Annotated in this window: 15 protein-coding genes and 2 pseudogenes; 1 reads left to right on the top strand and 16 read right to left on the bottom strand. The window is 67.7% G+C overall.

Going from position 1 to position 19,509, the window contains the following annotated elements:
* Positions 1-48: 48 nt before the first annotated feature.
* The 12 genes from ACFRKB_RS28030 to rsmI form a co-directional block, all read right to left on the bottom strand.
* Complete coding sequence (locus tag ACFRKB_RS28030; protein WP_383109286.1) at positions 49-1,938, bottom strand: outer membrane protein assembly factor BamB family protein; 1,890 nt, start codon at positions 1,936-1,938, stop codon at positions 49-51.
* A gap of 238 nt (positions 1,939-2,176) precedes the next feature.
* Positions 2,177-4,027: an ABC-F family ATP-binding cassette domain-containing protein gene (locus tag ACFRKB_RS28025; RefSeq protein ID WP_383109285.1), complete on the bottom strand. Its 1,851-nt coding sequence runs from the start codon at positions 4,025-4,027 to the stop codon at positions 2,177-2,179.
* A 159-nt stretch (positions 4,028-4,186) separates the two neighbouring features.
* Positions 4,187-4,879, bottom strand: a complete 693-nt coding sequence (locus tag ACFRKB_RS28020; RefSeq protein ID WP_383109284.1) for a methionyl-tRNA formyltransferase — start codon at positions 4,877-4,879, stop codon at positions 4,187-4,189.
* Positions 4,880-5,062: 183 nt separating this feature from the next.
* The gene (locus tag ACFRKB_RS28015; protein WP_383109283.1) at positions 5,063-5,686 is read right to left on the bottom strand and encodes a DUF6879 family protein; all 624 of its coding nucleotides are present in this window, start codon (positions 5,684-5,686) and stop codon (positions 5,063-5,065) included.
* Complete coding sequence (locus ACFRKB_RS28010) at positions 5,679-5,948, bottom strand: hypothetical protein (protein WP_383109281.1); 270 nt, start codon at positions 5,946-5,948, stop codon at positions 5,679-5,681. Before ACFRKB_RS28010 ends, ACFRKB_RS28015 begins: the two co-directional genes overlap by 8 nt.
* A gap of 122 nt (positions 5,949-6,070) precedes the next feature.
* Entirely contained in the window at positions 6,071-8,212 is a 2,142-nt protein-coding gene (locus tag ACFRKB_RS28005; RefSeq protein WP_383109280.1) for a tetratricopeptide repeat protein, read from the bottom strand.
* A gap of 167 nt (positions 8,213-8,379) precedes the next feature.
* Positions 8,380-9,312: a 4-(cytidine 5'-diphospho)-2-C-methyl-D-erythritol kinase gene (locus ACFRKB_RS28000; RefSeq protein ID WP_383109279.1), complete on the bottom strand. Its 933-nt coding sequence runs from the start codon at positions 9,310-9,312 to the stop codon at positions 8,380-8,382.
* Complete coding sequence (gene rsmA, locus ACFRKB_RS27995) at positions 9,309-10,151, bottom strand: 16S rRNA (adenine(1518)-N(6)/adenine(1519)-N(6))-dimethyltransferase RsmA (RefSeq protein WP_383109303.1); 843 nt, start codon at positions 10,149-10,151, stop codon at positions 9,309-9,311. The genes ACFRKB_RS28000 and rsmA overlap by 4 nt, the downstream gene beginning before the upstream one ends.
* A gap of 170 nt (positions 10,152-10,321) precedes the next feature.
* Complete coding sequence (locus tag ACFRKB_RS27990; RefSeq protein ID WP_383109278.1) at positions 10,322-11,563, bottom strand: ubiquitin-like domain-containing protein; 1,242 nt, start codon at positions 11,561-11,563, stop codon at positions 10,322-10,324.
* A 164-nt stretch (positions 11,564-11,727) separates the two neighbouring features.
* The gene (locus ACFRKB_RS27985) at positions 11,728-12,597 is read right to left on the bottom strand and encodes a TatD family hydrolase (protein ID WP_383109277.1); all 870 of its coding nucleotides are present in this window, start codon (positions 12,595-12,597) and stop codon (positions 11,728-11,730) included.
* Between the two features lie 80 nt (positions 12,598-12,677).
* Positions 12,678-13,151 (bottom strand): hypothetical protein, encoded by a 474-nt coding sequence (locus ACFRKB_RS27980; RefSeq protein WP_383109276.1) that lies wholly within the window; start codon positions 13,149-13,151, stop codon positions 12,678-12,680.
* A 167-nt stretch (positions 13,152-13,318) separates the two neighbouring features.
* Positions 13,319-14,185, bottom strand: coding sequence for a 16S rRNA (cytidine(1402)-2'-O)-methyltransferase (gene rsmI / locus ACFRKB_RS27975; RefSeq protein ID WP_383109275.1), 867 nt, complete (start codon positions 14,183-14,185; stop codon positions 13,319-13,321).
* Positions 14,186-14,238: 53 nt separating this feature from the next.
* Between rsmI and ACFRKB_RS27970 the strand changes: the two genes are divergently transcribed.
* Positions 14,239-15,963: a dolichyl-phosphate-mannose--protein mannosyltransferase gene (locus tag ACFRKB_RS27970; RefSeq protein WP_383109274.1), complete on the top strand. Its 1,725-nt coding sequence runs from the start codon at positions 14,239-14,241 to the stop codon at positions 15,961-15,963.
* 25 nt (positions 15,964-15,988) lie between these two features.
* Here ACFRKB_RS27970 and ACFRKB_RS27965 read toward each other — a convergent pair.
* The 4 genes and pseudogenes from ACFRKB_RS27965 to ACFRKB_RS27950 all read right to left on the bottom strand — a co-directional run.
* Positions 15,989-16,108 (bottom strand): annotated as a pseudogene (locus tag ACFRKB_RS27965) (site-specific integrase); the annotation flags it as partial.
* Positions 16,059-16,508: pseudogene (locus ACFRKB_RS27960) on the bottom strand (GntR family transcriptional regulator); the annotation flags it as partial. The pseudogenes ACFRKB_RS27960 and ACFRKB_RS27965, both read right to left, overlap by 50 nt.
* A gap of 123 nt (positions 16,509-16,631) precedes the next feature.
* A complete protein-coding gene (locus tag ACFRKB_RS27955) occupies positions 16,632-19,187 on the bottom strand; it encodes an NB-ARC domain-containing protein (RefSeq protein WP_383109273.1) in 2,556 nt (851 codons plus the stop codon).
* Positions 19,184-19,509 (bottom strand): hypothetical protein (locus tag ACFRKB_RS27950; RefSeq protein ID WP_383109272.1); only part of this gene is annotated, 326 nt, incomplete at its 5' end. The genes ACFRKB_RS27955 and ACFRKB_RS27950, both read right to left, overlap by 4 nt.

Genomic DNA, 19,509 nt, shown 5'->3' with positions numbered 1-19,509 from the left:
GAACGGCGAGAGCGGAAAGGGCGGAGAGAGCAGCGAGCGGGACCGGGGTCATTTCCCGAAGGCCATCATCGTCTCCGTCTTCAGTTCGTCTTCGTCGTTGCTCGCGCTGACCCGGCCGCTCATCACATAGAAACGGCCGTCCACATAGGCGTACTTCGGCGAGTAGAAGGAGCTCTCGATCCGCGCCGTGGACGCCGGATGCTGCAACAGCGTGGTGGGGGCGCCACCGCTCGGGGCCACGGTCGCGACCGCGCCGCCCATGTCGTACGTGGGGTCGAGATAGACCAGCACTTTGCCGCCCTCCATGCGCAGCGGCGTCATCGTGCGGCCTTCCGGTGCCTTGGCACGCCATGTGGACTTTCCGGTGTCCAGGCTGAAGGCGACGATCTCGTTGGTGCGGGAGGTGCCGTTGTTGTCGGCCGCGGTCGCCATGTAGAAGGTGTCCGCGTCGGCGGCGACGCCGACACAGCCCTCCAGGTTCTGGCCGAAGACGATGAAGCCGCCCCCGCACTTCGGCGCGAACTTGTCGTTGCCCCCCTGGATCTGCGAGCGCGGCGTGCCGTCCGCGTTGAGCGCGACGATGCTCCAGGTGTCCTTCTCGTCGTTCTTCAGGGAGATGACGAGCGGGTTGACCGAGTAGACCTTGTCGGTGTCCCAGTCGGCGGCCAGCTTGTAGGTCCACTTGGCCCGGCCGGTCGCCGGGTCGAGCTCCTGGATCTGGTTCCCGCCGCCGGTGCAGCTCTCGGCGGCGATCATCTTGGGGCCGCCCGTGAGCGCGTACGGCTGGCAGTTGCCGGGGAGCTTGCCGAAGAGTTCCTTGCCGTCGCTCACCCGGAAGGCGTTGACGGCGCCGGTGCGGGCGGCCGTCACCGTGTCGCCGCTGATCGCGACGGTGATGTCGGAGAGCAGGTCGAAGGCGCCCGTCTCGGGTATCTCCTTCTTCCAGCCGGCCTTGCCGGTGGTCAGATCGACCAGCTGGAGCTGGTTGCAGTCGGCCTTCTCCGTGGTGCCGTTCTTGATGCCGAGGACCAGCTTGCCGGTGGCCGAGGACGCGACGGGCGCCGCGCAGATCTCGGTGGGCAGCGACAGCGTCCACTTCTTCTTGCCGTCGGCGGCGGAATACCCGGCGACCTGGCGGTACATGGCCTTGACGACGGTGTCGCCGGCGAACCACGGGCCGTACGCGTCCGCGCCGTTGCGCGGCAGGTCCACGTCGTTGATCTGGAGCCAGTCGATCCTGGCCTCGCCGTCCTTGCGTCCGGCGTTGAGGTCGTCCGCGGCCTCACGGCCCGTGCCGCTGTCGTCGCCCTGGTCGGCGGTCGACGAACCGCTCGGCTTGGTGGCGTCCTCGCTCTTGCTGACGTCCGGCTTGTCGCCGCTGCCGTCACCGCCGACGGCGAGCCATATCCCGCCGCCGATGACCAGCGCTCCCGCGACGGCCGCCGCGACGACGACGCCGGGCTTGCCCTTGAAGGGGTTCTTGCCGCCACCGCCGCCGGGGGGCGCGGTGGGCGGGCCGGGGAACTGCTGGGGCGGATAGCCGCCGCCGTAGGGACCGGGCTGCTGACCGTAGGGGCCGGGCTGGTTGTACGGTCCCGGCTGCTGCTGACCGTACGGCCCGGGCTGGTTGTAGGGACCGGGCTGCTGACCGTAGGGCCCCGGCTGGTTGTACGGACCGGGCTGCTGCTGACCGGCCGGTCCCGCCTGCGGATAGCCGTAACCGGGCTGTGCTCCCGGCGGACCCGGCGGCGTCTGCGGCGGTGGTGGCATCTGCGGCGGCTGCGCGGGCGGCGGCGGACTCTGCGGTCCTCCCTGCGGACTCTGCGGTCCTCCCTGCGGGCTCTGCGGTCCTCCCTGCCCCGGCGGGCCACCGTGCGGCTGGTCCTGCGGAGCTCCGAAGCCCCCCTGCGGCGGTTGCTGACTGGGCGGCTGACTCATCGGCGCTTTCCCCCTGTTAGTACGGTCCGCGGCCCGGTCGGACTCCCCCGCGATTCCAGCGGCCGATCATTACCGGCCATCGGAATGGAGCGAATCGGGCACGGTTTCCGCATCGTCATATCAGTCGAGCGGGGCTTCTTTCTATCACTCGGCCCTCTCTACGGGACGGGCCGGTCCGCCCTGTTCCCAAGGGAGGACCGGCCCGTGATGCGCCTGTTATGCGCTCTGCACACCGTCTCTACGCGTCCTCCGCGAGCTCCAGCCAGCGCATTTCCAACTCGTCGCGCTCACCCACCAGTTCACGCAGCTCCGCATCCAATTTGGCCACTTTCTCAAAGTCCGTGGCGTTGTCGGCGATCTGCTGATGGAGGGTCGTCTCACGGCTGGACATCTTGTCCAGCTGCCGCTCGATCTTCTGGAGTTCCTTCTTCGCCGCGCGGCCGTCCTTGGCCGATACGGCGCCGGTGCCCGCGCCGCCCGTACCGGCCCCGGCACCCGCTCCCGCGGACCGTCCCTCGGCGGAGGCCGGCGCGGTGGCCGGAACCGCGGACTCGGTCAACTGGCGGCGGCGTTCCAGATACTCGTCGATCCCGCGCGGCAGCATCCGCAGCTTCGCGTCACCGAGCAGCGCCATCACCTTGTCGGTGGTCCGCTCGATGAAGAACCGGTCGTGCGAGATGACGACCATCGAGCCCGGCCAGCCGTCGAGCAGATCCTCCAGCTGGTTGAGCGTCTCGATGTCGAGGTCGTTGGTGGGCTCGTCGAGGAAGAGGACGTTCGGCTCGTCCATCAGCAGCCGGAGCAGCTGGAGGCGGCGCCGCTCACCACCGGAGAGATCGCCGACCGGCGTCCACTGCTTCTCCTTGGTGAAGCCGAACTGCTCGCACAGCTGGCCCGCCGTCATCTCCCGTCCCTTGCCGAGGTCGACCCGGTCCCGTACCTGCTGCACGGCTTCGAGGACCCGCACCGACGGCTTGAGTTCGGTGACCTCCTGGGACAGATACGCCAGCTTGACGGTCCTGCCGACCACGACCTTCCCGGCGGCGGGCTGGACATCGCCCTGCGAGCGGGCGGCCTCGGCGAGCGCCCGCAGCAGCGAGGTCTTGCCCGCGCCGTTCACCCCGACCAGCCCGACCCGGTCTCCGGGGCCCAGCTGCCAGGTGAGATGGGTGAGCAGCACCTTGGGGCCCGCCTGGACGGTCACGTCCTCCATGTCGAAGACGGTCTTGCCGAGCCGGGCGTTGGCGAACTTCATCAGCTCGGAGGTGTCACGCGGCGGCGGTACGTCCGCGATCAGCTCATTGGCCGCCTCGACCCGGAAGCGCGGCTTCGACGTACGCGCGGGAGCACCGCGCCGCAGCCAGGCCAGCTCCTTGCGGACCAGGTTCTGCCGCTTGGCCTCCTCGGTCGCCGCGATGCGCTCGCGCTCGGCGCGCGCGAAGACATAGTCGGAGTAGCCGCCCTCGTACTCGTGCACCGCACCGCGCTGGACGTCCCACATGCGCGTACAGACCTGGTCGAGGAACCACCGGTCGTGCGTCACACACACGAGCGCGGACCGCCGCGCCCGCAGATGCTCGGCCAGCCAGGCGATGCCCTCGACATCGAGATGGTTGGTGGGCTCGTCCAGCACGATCAGCTCGGGCTCGCCGATCAGCAGCTTGGCCAGCGCGATCCGCCGCCGCTCACCACCGGAGAGCGGCGCGATGACGGTATCGAGCCCCTGCGGAAACCCGGGCAGATCGAGCCCGCCGAAGAGCCCGGTGAGCACATCCCGGATCTTGGCGTTGCCGGCCCACTCATGATCGGCGAGATCGCCGATGACCTCGTGCCTGACCGTGGCCTCGGGATCGAGCGAATCATGCTGCGTCAACACCCCGAGCCGCAGCCCGCCACTGTGCGTGACACGCCCGGTATCGGCCTCCTCCAGCCTGCTGAGCAGCCGGATGAGGGTCGTCTTCCCGTCGCCGTTACGCCCGACGACGCCGATCCGGTCCCCCTCGGAGACGCCGAGAGACACACCGTCGAGCAGCGCACGGGTGCCGTACACCTTGGTGACTGCCTCGACATTGACCAGATTGACGGCCATTTCACTCCTGTACGGGGGGATGGATCGACATCCCAGGGTAATCGCCGCCACGACAGCACCGCCCTGGCGCACCACCCCGTGCCCCCGGAGCACCCCGCCCCAGGCTCTCCCTGCCCGGCCGAGGAACCTCGGAGGACGGCCGGGCGAGCGCGTACGGGCTCAGGCGGGCAACGATTCCACGACCCAGAGCGGCCCGTCCACGCACCTCACCTCTACACCGTCGGCGGGTTCGAGGGAGGTCCGTAACACCCTGATCCGTTTGTCCGCCACCCACGCGATCGGACCGGACGTACCCGAACTGCCAAACCGTATGGCGCGTACCTGGTGGTGGATCCGGCTCCTGGTGTGCCCCCAGTCGATACGGGAGAAGCCGGGCTCCATCCATCCCGCGTAAGAGGCGTGCGCGGCGCACTGCGCGGTACCCGGAAACCCTTCCTCCACACGCTCAAGAGCCGTGGGGAGAAGGCGCGAAATGAATCCGTCGACCGCACCCCAGATCCGTTCCGGACGTACATCGTCGTCCAGCGCGATTCCGGATTCCTGGATCAGGATTCCACCCGAATCGAATTCCTCGTCCATCCAGTGGATACTCACACCGATGTCCGGGTCACCGTTCCTGATCGCCCAATTGACGGGGATGGGCCCGCGGTATTTCGGCAGCATCGACGTATGAACGTTGATGGCTCCCAGCGACGTGGCCCGCAGGGCGGCGGGCGGGAACTTCCACGGGAACCCGTAACAGATCAGGAGGTCCGCGCCATAGCCGCGCAGGGTCTGCGCCAGCATCTTCTTGCTGCCGGGCAGAAGGAGATCGACCCCTTGCGGAATCCTGTCGGCGATCTCACCGATCACCGGTCCGGCGCCGGACCTCGTCGGCCCGCCGGGCGTCAGAGACCGCGCGTGTACGTACGCCACGGGTGTGTGCCCGGCCCGTTCACAGACAGCCTGCAGTACCGCGAATCCTTGCGCCGAATAGGACACCAGGATGACACGCATGGACCCGCCCGATATTTCACGAGACCGGACACCCGGACTCTACGCTTGAAGGTTGTGCACGACCGGGGCGGGAAGGGAGGCTACGCGGCGCTCGAAGAAGCTGTTGAGCCGCTCTCCGGATTCATACATGTCCAGAATGATGCGCTTGCATTCGGCGATCGCCGCACCGTCGGTGTATTTCATGCCGCCGGTAAGGTTTCCGTCGCCGTCATACACGATCTCGTACAGCACCGAGGATCCGATGATGGCGATTTCCGGTAATGCACCATCGGCCTCAAGTAATGCGATGCCGTCCGGCCCCACGACCCGCGTGTCTTCTCCGCATTGCTCCTTCAGATGCAGAAGGTTGAGTTCCCATTGCAGATAGGGGGTGATGGGCTCCTCGACCACACGGACACGGTGGAGACCGAAGCCATGGTCCGCGATCTTCCGGAAGTATCTCTCGTAATGACCTCGCTGCTCGGAGATGAGTGAGAGAGCCTTCCCCCACTCCCCGCGGAAGAACGCTTCCCAGCTCTTCACTCCGGGCTCTCTGAAGGTCTGCCGGCGTTCCAGCTTCCAGAAGCCCGCGCCGCCCGCGTGCCAGAAGTGCTTGTCGAAATCTTCCAGGTACGCGTCCAGTTCAAGCCGGTCGCCGGTCGCAGCCGCCAGGACGCTATGCATCCGGAATGTCCTCCTTCGCGGCCACGGCCGTCTTGCGCGGAATGATGACCAACCGCTCGTCCGGGGCGATTTTCAGGCCCTCGGGAAGACGCGCCCGATAGGAATCGGTGAGATCCCTGCCGACCACTGCGATATCACCGTTCTCCAGCTCCCAGACATCCGGGCAGCCGGACTCGCCGCCCGTTGTCCCCAATTCCTCGGGGGATTTACCCAGACGACGGACCAGCGGTGAAGAGGGATCTGCTTCCCACGCACGAATCACGCGAATCCTCCAGGTGAGTTGGCGCGATTATGACCGAGCACACATCAAGGTGCAACGCTGAGTGACGAGTTCGCGCCAGGCGCGGCCGGCCACGCCGGTCCACCCGGACTCCGCCCCCGTGGCTACGTGTTTCCCTGACGGTCCCGGTACGTGGCGAGCTTCTCCCGGGCCACCAGCGTCCACGGGTGACGAGGGCCGAGTACCCGCTCTCTCCCCTCGATCACGGACTCGATCTGCTCGACGGCCTCCGGAAGCTCACCCAGCGCGGCGAGGACACTGCTCAGCAGACTCCGGGAGGCCATCGTGATCGGATACTCGGCTCCGTAACGCAGCTCATGAGCGGCCAGGGCCCTGCGAGCCAGCGGCAGCGCTTCGGCCGGCTTGCCGGTATTGAACAGGGCGTGCGCGCAGTTGAGCTCGGCCGAGAGCGTGATCGGGTGATCCGGGCCGAGTTCGCGGCGGCAGGCGGCGACCAGGCCGGGCCCTGCCGGGGCTTCCTCGTCCAGCTCGGCCCCCGGGGGCAACTCCAGCAGACACGCTCGCGCCTCCAGTGCCAGTGGATGCGAAGGGCCCAGTCGCGCTGCCCGGCCGCTCGCCGCCCGGCGCATCAGCGCCACGGCCTCCGCCGTGTCACCGAGCCAGGTGAGAGGGCGCGACAACTGCAGACAACTCGTCAGCGTGTCCGGTGAATCCGCCCCGTACGCGCGCTCCAGATCGGCGAGCACCCGGCGGTGCAGCTCCGCCGCCTCGGCGAGACGTCCCAGACGATCGACGGATTTCCCCACGCGTTGACGGAGCCTCAGCACGAGGAGGTGGTCCTCTCCCAGCCGGGGCGTCGCGAGTTCCACGGCCTGGTTCGCGACGGCGAGCGCCGTCGCGTAGTCACCGGCACGGTGCTGAGCCGTCACCAGCCGCAGCGCGCATGCGACCGCCGCCTCCGCGGTCGCCTGTCGCACGGCGGACCAGTCCCGTACGCGTCGAAGGAGCACGAGGACATGCGAGGTGAGGAGGTTGAGCCGGGCGTCCCGTATCCCGCGCTCGGGCATGTCGGGAAGGGCCGATGCCAGGAGAGTGGCGGCTGTGGCGGCGAGCCGGTCGCGCTGGTCGTCGGGCGTACCGCGGGCAACGCTGTCGAGCAGCACCCCATGGGTGCGCAGGCACCGCACGCTGCCGCCGGGTACGAGCTCGGTGAGCGAGTGGTCGAGGAGCCCACGCAGCGTCAGTTCGACGCGCGCCGCCGGCAGATCCGGGCCGAGTTCGACGCCACTGAGCAGTGAGAGCGGGAGCGGGTCGCTCGCCCAGCAGGCCAGCAGCCTCAGCAGCGGGGTGGCGTCAGGCAGCCCCTGCCTGACGAGAGCGTTGAGCGAGAGCTGCCAGGTGCCGCTGATCAGATGGCGTGAGTCGTTGCCGGCGGCGCCCGCGCCCTGATCGATCAGTTCGATGGGGTCCTGGCGGCCTTCGAGGCGCCGGCCGTACTCGGCCATGGTCCAGGGCTCGATCACCTGGTGCGCAAGGAATCCGCCGGCGAGCGTCAGCGCGAGCGGAAGGCGGCCGAGCCGGTCGGCGATGGTGCCGGCCTCCTCGACGGTCCCGGTGCCCGGCGCGAGGTCACACAGCACCTGGGCGGCTTCGGGACGTGGCAGCACACCGACGTGGAGCAGTTCGGCGGCGGGCCACCAGTGGTTGGCCGACTGACGGGTGGTTACGAGAACGGTGCCGCGCGGACTCGTGCGCAACCAGCCGCCGTCGCGCAGCACCGCTGGATCGTCCGCGTTGTCGAGGACCAGTAACCAGGGCCGGTCGGAGTGGTCGAGCCGGTCCCAGACCAGGTCGGCCGCCGCGCGGAGACCGTTGCGCGCGGCCATTAACTCGCCCTCGCCCGCTCCCCGGTCGGCGGCCACGGCGAGCATGCCGGCGCGTAAGGAGGCGTGGTCGGAGGCGTTCACCCAGAGAGTGAGGCGATCGGCCTCGTTCGCCGCGTACCGGAAGAGCGTGTAGGCGACGGCCGTCTTTCCGCAGCCTCCGAGGCCGTGGAGGACGAAGACGCCGTTTCCGGCGCCTTCCCCGACGGCGGCCCGCAGACGCTCCATGAGCTCGTCGCGGTCACGGAGTATCGCGGGCGCCCGGCCCACGGCGGGATGGCGTACCGAGTCCGGCCCGGACCACGACGGGCCGTGATGATGATGCTCGGTGATGTGCTGGTCGCCCGAAGCCTGATAGACGCGCGCTTGGTCCTCGGCCCGTCCGTCGTTGCGACCGGTCACCGCTGATCGGTCGCCGACGAGGTGACAAGTGTCGTTCCCGCCAAAGCGGCCAACTCCGGTTCCATACGCGTAGCCCTCCGTGAAAGCGCGGTGTGCCGCATCACAGTAGGTGTTGGCCAAGTCCACGTACAGTAAGCCGCTTCGACCCGATGCCCGCTGCACCGCCGTCAGGCGCCAACCCGCTCCACCACCGTCGCCCCCCGCGCCGGGGACGGTGCCACCCGTGTCGTGCGGCAGGTGCCCGAGGTGAGGAGTGCTTGGGCCACCTCCTGCGCCGCGTCCTGGTCCTTTGTCAGGAAGGCCGTTGTCGGGCCCGAGCCCGAGACCAGGGCTGCCAGGGCGCCCGCCGTCGTGCCCGCCGTCAGGGTGTCGGCGAGGGAGGGGCGCAGGGTGAGGGCCGCGGGCTGGAGGTCGTTGGACAGGGTGCCGGCCAGGGCGGTGGCGTCGCCTGTGCGGAGGGCGTCCAGGAGAGCGGGGTCGGCCGAGGGGGCGGGGACGGGTGTGCCTTCCGTCTGGCGGTCGAACTCGCGGAACACCGTCGGCGTGGACAGGCCGCCATCGGCGACCGCGAACACCCAGTGGAAGGAGCCGCCGACCTCCAGGGGCGTGAGCTGTTCGCCCCGGCCCGTGCCCAGCGCCGCCCCGCCGATCAGGCTGAAGGGCACATCGCTCCCCAACTCTGCGCAGATCGCGAGGAGTTCGTCCCGCGAGGAGCCCAGCGACCAGAGAGTGTCACAGGCCAGCAGCGCGCCCGCGCCGTCCGCGCTGCCGCCCGCCATGCCGCCCGCGACGGGGATGTCCTTGGCGATATGGATATGGACGCGCGGGTCGATGCCGTGCCGTTCCGCCAGCGCCAGGGCCGCGCGCGCGGCCAGGTTGGTGTGGTCCAGGGGGACCTGGGCCGCATCAGGACCCGTACAGGTGATGCGCAGTTCGTCGGCCGGGGTGACCGTGATCTCGTCGTACAGGCCCACGGCGAGGAAAACGTTCGCCAGGTCGTGGAAGCCGTCGTGGCGGGCCGCGCCCACCGCCAGTTGTACGTTCACCTTCGCGGGCACCCGTACCCGTACCCCCGCGCGTGCCTGTTCCGTGGCGGTCACTTACTGGCCCCCTTCGACTCCGCGATCCGCGCGAACTCCTCGACCGTCAGCGCCTCGCCGCGCGCCTGTGGCGAGACTCCCGCCGCGACGAGCGCCGCCTCCGCCGCCGGCGCCGAGCCCGCCCAGCCCGCGAGCGCCGCGCGCAGCGTCTTGCGGCGCTGCGCGAAGGCCGCGTCGACGACCGCGAAGACCTCGGCCCTGGAGGCCGTCGTCTTCACCGGCTCCGCCCTGCGCACCAGTGAGACCAGGCCCGAGTCCACATTGGGCGCGGGCCAGAAGACGGTACGGCCGATGGCGCCGGCCCGCTTGACGTCCGCGTACCAGTTGGCCTTCACGGACGGCACCCCGTACACCTTGCTGCCCGGCGCGGCGGCCAGCCGGTCGGCGACCTCCGCCTGGACCATCACCAGCGTCCGCTCGATCGTCGGGAAGCGCTCCAGCATGTGCAGCAGCACCGGGACGGCCACGTTGTACGGGAGGTTCGCGACCAGCGCGGTCGGCGCCGGGCCCGGCAGTTCCTGGACCCGCATCGCGTCGGAGTGCACGAGCGAGAAGCGCCCGGCGCGCGCCGGCATCCTCGCCTCGATCGTCGCGGGCAGCGCGCCCGCCAGGACGTCGTCGATCTCCACTGCCGTCACCCGGTCCGCCGCCTCCAGCAGCGCCAGCGTCAGCGAGCCGAGCCCCGGGCCGATCTCCACGACGACATCGTCCGGGCGCACCTCGGCGGTGCGGACGATCCTGCGGACGGTGTTGGCGTCGATGACGAAGTTCTGTCCGCGCTGTTTGGTCGGGCGTACGCCCAGCGCCGCGGCCAGTTCACGGATGTCCGCGGGCCCCAGGAGGCCATCAGGGCCATGAGGGGCGTCGGAGCCATCAGGGGCGCCGGGGCCATCGGGGGCGTCAGGGGCATGAGACGCGGCGGGCTCGGCGGCGTGGGTCTCAGCGGCGTGGGTCTCAGCGGCGAGCTGCTCAGGTGCGTGCGGCTCAGGGGCGTCGGGCTCAGTGGTGCTCACCCGGTCAGCCTACGGCCGCAGTGCGGCCACGGGCTCGCCCCCCGCTGCACGTAGAGCTTCTTCGCGCGGTACGTCTGTTCCTCGGCCGGTGCGTCCTGTGGCTTGCCGCGACCGCCGAGGGCGTGCCAGGTGCCGGTGTCGAACTGGTACAGCCCGCCGTAGTTCCCCGACGCGTCGACCGCCCCCGGCCGGCCGCCCGACTCGCAGGCGGCGAGCCCGGCCCAGTTGAGCCCGTCCGCGCCGGACACGGAGGACGGCGCCGTCCGCGTACCCACCCTCACCCGCTGAGTCACCGCCCGGCGCACCACCTCTTCGTGGATCTTCCGCGGCTTCTCCTTGACGCCGTTGACGGTGCGCAGGGCGTACGTGACCCGGCGCGCGCCCGGCCTGCCCTGCTGGTCGATCACTTCGGTTCCCCGGAAGAGGCCGGGGTCCTGGGTCCGTACGGTGTCGTACGGGACCGGCTCGTCGCGCACCTGCTCATCCGCGCTGATCCGCATGACGGTGATCGTCGAGCCGTCGCGCGGGAAGGTGCCGGGCGGTACGGACGTGGTGTCCTGCCCGTCCAGCGCCAGGCCGGCCTGCGCCAGGGCCTCGGCCACGGTCGCCGCGTTGGTACGGATCGTGTGCTCGCGGCCGTCCGCCATGAACGTCACGGTGCGCTCGGTCCGTACGTCCAGGGTCAGTCCGGTGCGGGAGATCGCGGCGGAGCGCGAGACGGAGAGGAACGCGCCCTCCGCACGCACCCCGAGCTGGCGCAGCGCGCCCTCGACGGTGCGGGCCGTCGTCCACACCTGGCGCCGGTGTCCGTCGAGGGTGAGGAGTACGGGCCGCCCGTAGCGGACGACGACCTCGTCGCCGTTGGCCAGCTCCGCGCCGGGCGCCGGGGCGACGATGTCGTGCGCGCCGACCGACACGCCCTCGTGCGCGAGCAGCTCCTCGACCTCTCCGGCGAAGGTGTGCAAGGTGCGTGGCTCGCCGCCGTCGACGGTGAGTTTCACGGCCTTGTCGTTGACGAGGAACGCCGAGGTGCCACCGGCGAGGAAGGCGACGACCAGCGCCTGCGGGACGAGCCGGCGCAGCGTCTCCGGGGAGGCGGCGGGCCTGGGCAGAGCGACCTTGGGCAGGACGGCCCGGGGCGAAAGGGTGGCTCCTGGCGGCGCGGCTCCGGGCTGGTCGGGTTTACGGCGGCCGAACCCGCCCCGTGCGGCACGGTGACTGCCCTGCGCATTGCTCACGACGCTCCACGAGATCCGGTCCGGCCCGCCGCGGCCCGGATGCCCATGACCGCGGTGCCCCCGGAGACTAATGGAGGCTTCGTCACTCTCCAAAGCGACTCGACTACACAGCGTGCCACCGCTACCCTGCACTACCCCGCCCACACCCCCCGGTCCGTTATGCGTCAGTAACCGAAGGCACGCGCCGTATTACGGGAAATCGCCTCGGCCATGGCATCCTCACCGATCCCACGCACCTCGGCCATCGCCCGCAACGTGACCGGAATGAGATACGGCGCATTGGGCCGGCCGCGGTAGGGCGCCGGCGTAAGAAAGGGCGCGTCCGTCTCGACGAGAACAAGCTCCAATGGCGCTACTGTGAGCGCGTCACGCAACGGCTGAGCGTTTTTGAATGTGACATTGCCCGCAAAAGACATGTAATAGCCGGCCGCCGCACACACCTCAGCCATTTCTGCGTCACCGGAATAACAATGGAACACCGTGCGTTCCGGAGCGCCTTCTTCCGCGAGGATGCGCAGCACATCGGCGTGCGCCTCGCGATCGTGGATCACGAGCGCCTTGCCATGGCGTTTGGCGATCTCGATATGGGCGCGGAAGGAGCGCTCCTGGGCGGCCATGCCCTCGGGTCCCGTACGGAAGTAGTCCAGGCCCGTCTCGCCGACGGCCCGTACCCGCTCCAGGGCGGCCAGCCGGTCGATCTCGGCCAGCGCGTCGTCCAGCGCCGTGTCGCCGCCGCCCTCCCGGGCCCCCTGCCGCGACCAGCCGTCGGGGTCGCCGTGCACGATGCGGGGCGCTTCGTTGGGGTGCAGCGCGACCGCCGCGTGGACGTTCTCGTACGCCGCCGCCGTCTCCGCGGCCCACCGCGAGCCCTTGATGTCGCACCCCACCTGGACCACCGTCGTCACACCGACCGAGGCAGCCTTGGCGAGACCGTCCTCGACCGTGCCGTCCTGCATGTCCAGGTGGGTGTGCGCGTCCGCGACCGGCACCCGAAGGGGCTCGGGCAGCGGCGGCGGGGCTTGTTTCGCACTCATGGGCGCGATCCTACGAGGGCCGCGCCCGGGAGATCACACGCGGTGTACGGCGACTCGGCGTACGGGCGGCTCGGGGCGGCTCACGTGCGGTGCTGGTGCTGGAAGGGGTGCAGGAGGTCGGAGAGGTGCCAGTGGTGCTGCCTGGCCGCCTTGTCCGTTCCGGCCGCCGCGGTCACCCCGTCCTCCCCCGCCGGGGCGGGTCCGCCGGCTTCCATGGCTCCGGCGGGTATCTCCCCGCCCTGCGCCGGTATCTCCTCGGCCGCCGCCGCGCGCTTGGCCTTCGCCGGGTGGTGCCGCTCCGCCATGAGCGCCCGTACCGACGAGACCTGGCCGGAACGCATGATGCGGACGATATGCCCCCCGCAATTGACGCAATTCGGGCTGGACAGCGGGGAAGGTACCCGAACCCCCTCGGACTTGTAGACGACGAAATTGTGTCCCGAGCCGTCGACGTGGTGCTCTATGTCGTACGACTGCTCCCAGCCGTGCCCACAACGCATACAACAAAAGGCATATGCCTCGTGGGCAGCGGCGGTACCCGTGATCTCACTCATGCCAGCTCCTCTCCACTGACCAAGTGGACGCCTTTGACAGCGGGAGCGCATCAGCCCTGTCGATTAATGGAGTGGTCTTGGCATTCTCATGCCCAAAGGGCTCGGCACGCGGTCTGCGCTTTACATTTCGCGAGAGTCCTTTGCCGTCGGCGGGGAGGAAATCCGCGCTACGGGGCCGTGCGTGCCGCGTTCTTCGCCGCGACGACCGCGTCGAACACCTCGCGCTTGGGCAACCCCGCCTCGGCGGCGACGGCGGCGATCGCCTCCTTGCGCCGCTCCCCCGCCTCCTCGCGCACCCGCACCCGCCGCACCAGCTCCTCGGGGTCCAGCTCGCCGGGCACCGGCTCCGGGGCGCCCTCCACGACCACGGTGATCTCCCCCCGTACGCCCTCGGCCGCCCAGGCCGCCAGCTCGCCGAGACCGCCGCGCCGCACCTCTTCGTAGGTCTTGGTCAGTTCGCGGCAGACGGCCGCCCTGCGGTCGGCGCCGAAGACCTCGGCCATCGCGGCGAGGGTGTCGTCCAGGCGGTGCGGCGCCTCGAAGTAAACGAGCGTGCGCCGCTCGTCGGCGGCCTCCCGCAGCCGGCCGAGCCGCTCGCCCGCCTTGCGGGGCAGGAAACCCTCGAAGCAGAAACGGTCCACCGGCAGCCCGGAGAGCGCCAGCGCGGTCAGCACGGCCGACGGGCCCGGCACGGCCGTGACCCTGATGTCCCGTTCGACCGCCGCCGCCACCAGCCGGTAGCCGGGGTCGGAGACGGACGGCATGCCCGCGTCCGTGACCAGCAGCACCCGCGCCCCGCCCGTCAGCGCCTCGACCAGCTCCGGCGTCCGCGCGGACTCGTTGCCCTCGAAGTACGACATGACCCGGCCGCGGGTGTGCACACCGAGCGCCTGGGTGAGCCTGCGCAGCCGCCGCGTGTCCTCGGCGGCGATCACGTCGGCGGTCTCCAGCTCGGTGGAGAGCCGGGGCGGCGCGTCCGTGACATCACCGATGGGCGTCCCTGCGAGTACCAGCGTTCCAATCACATCCGCCATCCTCGCAGGGCGCGAGGCGCCCCACGCACAGCGGCGTTCCCTACGATGGCGCGGTGACCAGTACTGCGCCAGAAGCCCTCCATGGGCACGACGCCGGCGACAAGCCGCCCTCATGGCCTCAGCGGCTGCGCCGATTCGGCCATGTGCCCAGGCCGGTGACCGGGCTGCGCGAGCGGCTGGTGCCGCCGTACACCCGCCCCTCGGAGCGGCTGTGGGCCGTGCTCGGCGTGCCTCCCCGGCTCGCGGAGCGGATGATCCGCTGGTCCGCGTGGGGCGGGCCGCTGCTCGTGGCACTGGTCGCCGGGGTGCTGCGGTTCTGGAATCTGGGCAGCCCCAAGGCGGTGATATTCGATGAGACGTACTACGCGAAGGACGCCTGGGCGCTCATCAACCAGGGGTACGAGGGCAGCTGGCCCAAGGACATCGACACGTCGATCCTGAAGGATCCGTCCTCGGTCCCGGTGCCCACGGATCCCGGCTATGTGGTGCATCCGCCGGTGGGCAAGTGGGTCATCGGCCTCGGCGAGTACTTCTTCGGGTTCAACCCCTTCGGCTGGCGCTTCATGGTGGCGGTGCTCGGCACGCTCTCGGTGCTGCTGCTCTGCCGGATCGGGCGGCGGCTGTTCCGTTCCACGTTCCTGGGGTGCCTGGCGGGCGCGCTGCTCGCGGTGGACGGCCTGCACTTCGTGATGAGCCGTACGGCCCTGCTCGACCTCGTGCTGATGTTCTTCGTGCTGTCCGCCTTCGGCTGTCTGCTGATCGACCGCGACTGGGCACGGCGGAGACTGGCGGCGGCGCTCCCGCTGGACGAGGCGGAGGGCGTCCTGCGCCCGGACCGCGCGGTCGCCGAGAATCTGCGGCTCGGCCGGCGCCCCTGGCGGCTCGCGGCCGGGCTGATGCTGGGCCTGGCCTTCGCGACGAAGTGGAACGGGCTCTACATCCTGGCCGCCTTCGCGCTGATGGCGGTGTTCTGGGACGTGAGCGCGCGCCGTACGGCCGGTGCGGTACGGCCGTACCTCGCGGTGCTGCGCCGCGATGTCGTGCCCGCCTTCTTCTCGACGGTCCCGGTCGCGATCGTCACGTACGTCGCCACCTGGACCGGCTGGATCGTCACCGACAAGGGCTACTTCCGGAACTGGGCCGAGACGGCGGGCAAGGGCGGCTACTTCACCTGGCTGCCCGACTGGCTGCGCAGCCTCTGGCACTACGAGAACGAGGTCTACAGCTTCCACGTCAACCTGACCTCGGGCCACACCTACCAGTCGAACCCGTGGAGCTGGATCGTCCTGGGCCGTCCGGTCTCGTACTTCTACGAGGACCCGGAGGCCGGCACCGACGGCTGCCCGGCGTCCACGGTCGGCAAATGCGCCCGCGAGGTGCTGGCGATCGGCACCCCGCTGCTGTGGTGGGCGGGGGCCTTCGCGCTCTGCTACGTGCTGTACCGCTGGTTCTTCCGCCGCGACTGGCGCGCGGGCGCGATCGCCTGCGCGGTGGCGGCAGGCTGGGTGCCCTGGTTCCTGTACCAGGAGCGGACGATCTTCCTCTTCTACGCGGTCGTCTTCGTCCCGTTCCTCTGTCTCGCGGTGACGATGATGATCGGCGCGATCGTGGGGCCGGCGGGCTCGGACGAGAGACGCAGGACCATCGGCGCGGTCGGCGCCGGGGTACTGGTCCTGCTGATCATCTGGAACTTCATCTACTTCTGGCCGCTGTACACGGGCACGGCGATCCCACTGGACTCCTGGCGCAACCGGATGTGGCTCGACACCTGGGTCTGACCATGGCGGGCAGGCAGGGCCACCGCCACGACTCCGGCCGCGGCAAGAGGCGCTTCTGACCGTCGCGGAAACTCTTTGACTTTCCGGTTCCGTCGAGGCTGAAGTAGCGGGCGCGGTAGCGAAGGCCCGTGCCGTAACGGTCGGTCGCCGTGAACGGTGACGAACAAGCCACTTCCCTCCATCTGAGCGAGCACGCGACGCACTGCTGTGCGAGAGGCACTGAACCGCTCGCACAGCTTCGCTTCGGACGGATAGACGTCCCCCACTGAAAGCGAATCTTCGGCGATGAGGTCAGTTATCCGCTCCGAGAGAGAACGCTGATCGCCGTCTCGGACGATGCGCCATCCGATGCCGGGAGCCGGCACAACAACGCCATCGGCCTCCAGCGCCTTGAGCGCGCGCCGGATCGTGTTACGGGAGATGTCGTGGGAACGCATGAGGGCAGCCTCCGACGGTAAGGCATCGCTCGTCTCTCCTGCATTGATCTGTTGACGCAGAGACTCGGAGACTTGCAAGTACGTACCTCGTGGACTGGCCTGCTGCACTTGCCTTCCTTGCTGAAGACTTTTGGGTGTACTTGTCGACAGTCATTATCCCACGTGCGAAAGATTAGCGTGCCCACGGCCTTAGAGTGTCGCGCGTCGCACTTTGCAGGGAATCTCGTCTCCTCATCCCAGCCATCGAATATCTGTGGCCCGCGGTCCACGGATATTCTCTTCGTCTGGCGTGAAAGCCACAGGGACACCCTCTGAAAGGTATGGCCACTCAGATTCGGCTTGCAGGTCGCTCAGGTGGAAGAAGTATTCTCTCTGCCACGAAATTAGGAATCCGAACTTCTTGTCGTCCCGCACGGCCTTCAAAATTCCCAGTCTTCTGGTAAGCAGGGCGTCGTCGAGAGCGCGCAGGCGGTCTCTGAGTCGTGCGGCGAAAGTCCGGCAACTTGCTGCGAAGAACTCCTCCTCAGCATTTTCGCTGATATCTTCGGCCAGATTGATCAATTGGACCAGTCGGTCAGCCGCCTCCCCTTGCAGTATCTCCAATCTAGCTGTCTCCGCGATCTCGACAGCCGCCTCGATGGTCTCGACAGCAGCGCCAGTGCGCATATGGTCCAGATGCTGCTGGACTTCGTAAACGGCAGCGCGCGCTCCCATCGTTATGGCTATGGAACCGTCATCTTTTGTCGGTTTGAGGGATAGGGCGTGTGAGGTGCTGACTAGGGCCGCAGCGTAGTCGCGCAGCTGTATGTGCGCCCAAGTTATTTGGTTGATAACCGCAGGCGGAACCTCAGCCAGAACGGCCGCTCTTTGCAGAAGTTCAAGACCTCGCTGGTAATCCAAGGCTTCGTCGATTAGGAACGAACCATAAAAGTAGTTCAACGTGGCTGATTCCGGCGCCAGCTCGTGGGACTGTTCATACGCTGCACGGGCATCTGCGAGGTCCTTCCGTTCGACGTGAACGAATGCTTCGACTCTCCAGGCTTCGTGGTAAGTAGGTGCTAGCAACTGGGCGTCTCGGCAACCTGCCAGCGCCTTGTCGAACTCACCGCGATCATAATCACGCAGAGCCGCTCTTAGGATTTGAGCTACGCTGAAATCTCCAGAACCTTGAATGTCGATCGTTTTGGGATCGTACGGAGACGCTGTACTTTCCGCTTGCAGTGCTGTCCCGAGCTCCGTCAATGCATTGCTGCGGCTCTCGAAGTATGTCCTGTCTGCTACCTTCGCTGGATGGTGTTTATCCAGGTACTGCTTTCCGAATTCAGTGATGCGGTAGGTAGTTACCGATGTGTCGCTGCCCGAGGCTGCCTGCATCTGCACAAAGTTTGTTTTCAGCAGCTCCAGCAGGCTGGATTGTATGGAACTAGCCGAATAGTCGTTCAGGAAAGCGAGTTCCCCTTGACTCCTGCGGCCGGGCAGCACTTGCATCGAACGAAGAACAGATTTCGCCTCTTCATTGAGGTGTGTGTAAACGTTCGACATGCAAAACTCAAGCAGTAGTTTATTGCCGCTAAGTAGTTCCTCGGGTCGTTTTCCTGCCTGTACACCAGCAACGAACCAACGGATGTAGAGAGGGTGCCCCTTCATCGCGCGAACCATGTTGGAGACACTCGCCGAGGGCAGAGACTGAAGTGCCTTCACGTCGCGCACACGAGCCAAGGCGGATAGCAGGCGAGTGGAGTCGTCATCCGAAAGGGGGGAAAGGGCTACAGGGTTTTCTATACCGAGCCCTATACGACTAGTGACGATGACTTTGCTACCTAGTGGAATGTCGAGCAGGAATTCGCGCAATCTGTCATCCAGGACAGTTTCCAGATTGTCCAGGATCAAGAGAACACGGAAGTGTTCTAGGTAGGAAAGCACCTCAGCGATCGGGTCGTTTGCCTTAGAGGCCGGCTTGCCGCCTAGTTGTTCAGCCGCCGAAGTGAAGAGGCCGAGTGAAGTTTCGATTGCCCCACTAATCCGCTGAATCTCGTTCACTGTGAGGGAAGTAGCCTTAGCGGTGACCCATACAAAAGCCTCGAAGTTGGCTTTTGGATCGTCAAGGAGTTCGTAAGCTGCTTTGAGGGCTATGGAGGTTTTACCTAATCCCCCGTCTCCGAGTATAGAAACGACGGGATAGGCGCCCTTGATTACCTTCTTGATTCGATCTACTTCCTTCCGGCGCCCAAAGAATCCCGTCTCGTCAAACTCTGCGGGAGGCAGATTGTGTTGGGGGGCATTATCTGGGTCAGAAATAAGGTCTATCGTTAGCCCGAGCACGTAGGACGGGTCGTCTTCCAGCTTGTGCAGGACCTCGCATACGTTCGCCCAGTGAGCTTTCGACGCGGTGCAGACGTCTTTAGCGACATCATGCACGGTTGGGAGGTCATCGACCTCCATGGGGCGGGTGTGTGCGACCCGGTTACGCACCTGGGTAAGTCTTCCCAGGTGGGGGGCGAAGCGTTTAAGGGTGGTTTGATGATCTTCCGGGAGCCGGTCCTTTAGCCCGCTAAGCACCTCGTAAGCATCGGCAAAGTCCAGAAATGGGACTATCGAGGCAACTGTGGCTGAAGATGCGTCGGTGCCTTTAGGGAGCCGCGGGACTGCCTTCTCGTATCGCGCGTCGTTCAGAATGGTTCGTGCGTCATCGGCGACATTGCACGCCCCAAGGATCGCAGTGCGTAGATCTTCCTCGATCGCTGAAAGCAGAGCGAAGCACGTGAGACGCGTGGCGGACGAGCTCATGATTCCCCCAGGGTCATGTAGTGCGCGAGATGCGCGCGCAGCGTGAGCTGATAGTAAGTCAGCTTATGTGACTCCTGTAAGAACAAGCGCGCATATGGTTCAAATCTGCAGTGCTTGAACTCCTGTGCGGGCACGGTCTCAGCGTATTCCTGGGCCGTCCGACGGCGGCCCAGGTCGACCGACAACGACCAACAACGACGAGAGGGGGGCGGCAACAGCCGCGCCCCACAGGTTCGTTCGCCCAGCAAGACCCAGGTGTCGAGCCACAAACGGTTTCGCCAGGAGTCCAGCGGGATGGCCGTGCCCCGGTACAGCGGCCAGA

The organism is Streptomyces scopuliridis, from assembly GCF_042790125.1.
Lineage (GTDB): Bacteria > Actinomycetota > Actinomycetes > Streptomycetales > Streptomycetaceae > Streptomyces > Streptomyces scopuliridis_A.
Note: the sequence above shows the minus strand (reverse complement) of the source record. Positions and strands in the feature narration are given on the sequence as shown.

Coding starts and splice junctions, on each gene's coding strand:
- ACFRKB_RS28030 (WP_383109286.1), bottom strand. CDS start 1,938: ATGAGTCAGCCGCCCAGTCAGCAACCGCCGCAGGGGGGCTTCGGAGCT.
- ACFRKB_RS27980 (WP_383109276.1), bottom strand. CDS start 13,151: ATGAGTGAGATCACGGGTACCGCCGCTGCCCACGAGGCATATGCCTTT.
- rsmI (WP_383109275.1), bottom strand. CDS start 14,185: ATGGCGGATGTGATTGGAACGCTGGTACTCGCAGGGACGCCCATCGGT.
- ACFRKB_RS27955 (WP_383109273.1), bottom strand. CDS start 19,187: ATGAGCTCGTCCGCCACGCGTCTCACGTGCTTCGCTCTGCTTTCAGCG.
- ACFRKB_RS28015 (WP_383109283.1), bottom strand. CDS start 5,686: ATGCATAGCGTCCTGGCGGCTGCGACCGGCGACCGGCTTGAACTGGAC.
- ACFRKB_RS28025 (WP_383109285.1), bottom strand. CDS start 4,027: ATGGCCGTCAATCTGGTCAATGTCGAGGCAGTCACCAAGGTGTACGGC.
- ACFRKB_RS27985 (WP_383109277.1), bottom strand. CDS start 12,597: ATGAGTGCGAAACAAGCCCCGCCGCCGCTGCCCGAGCCCCTTCGGGTG.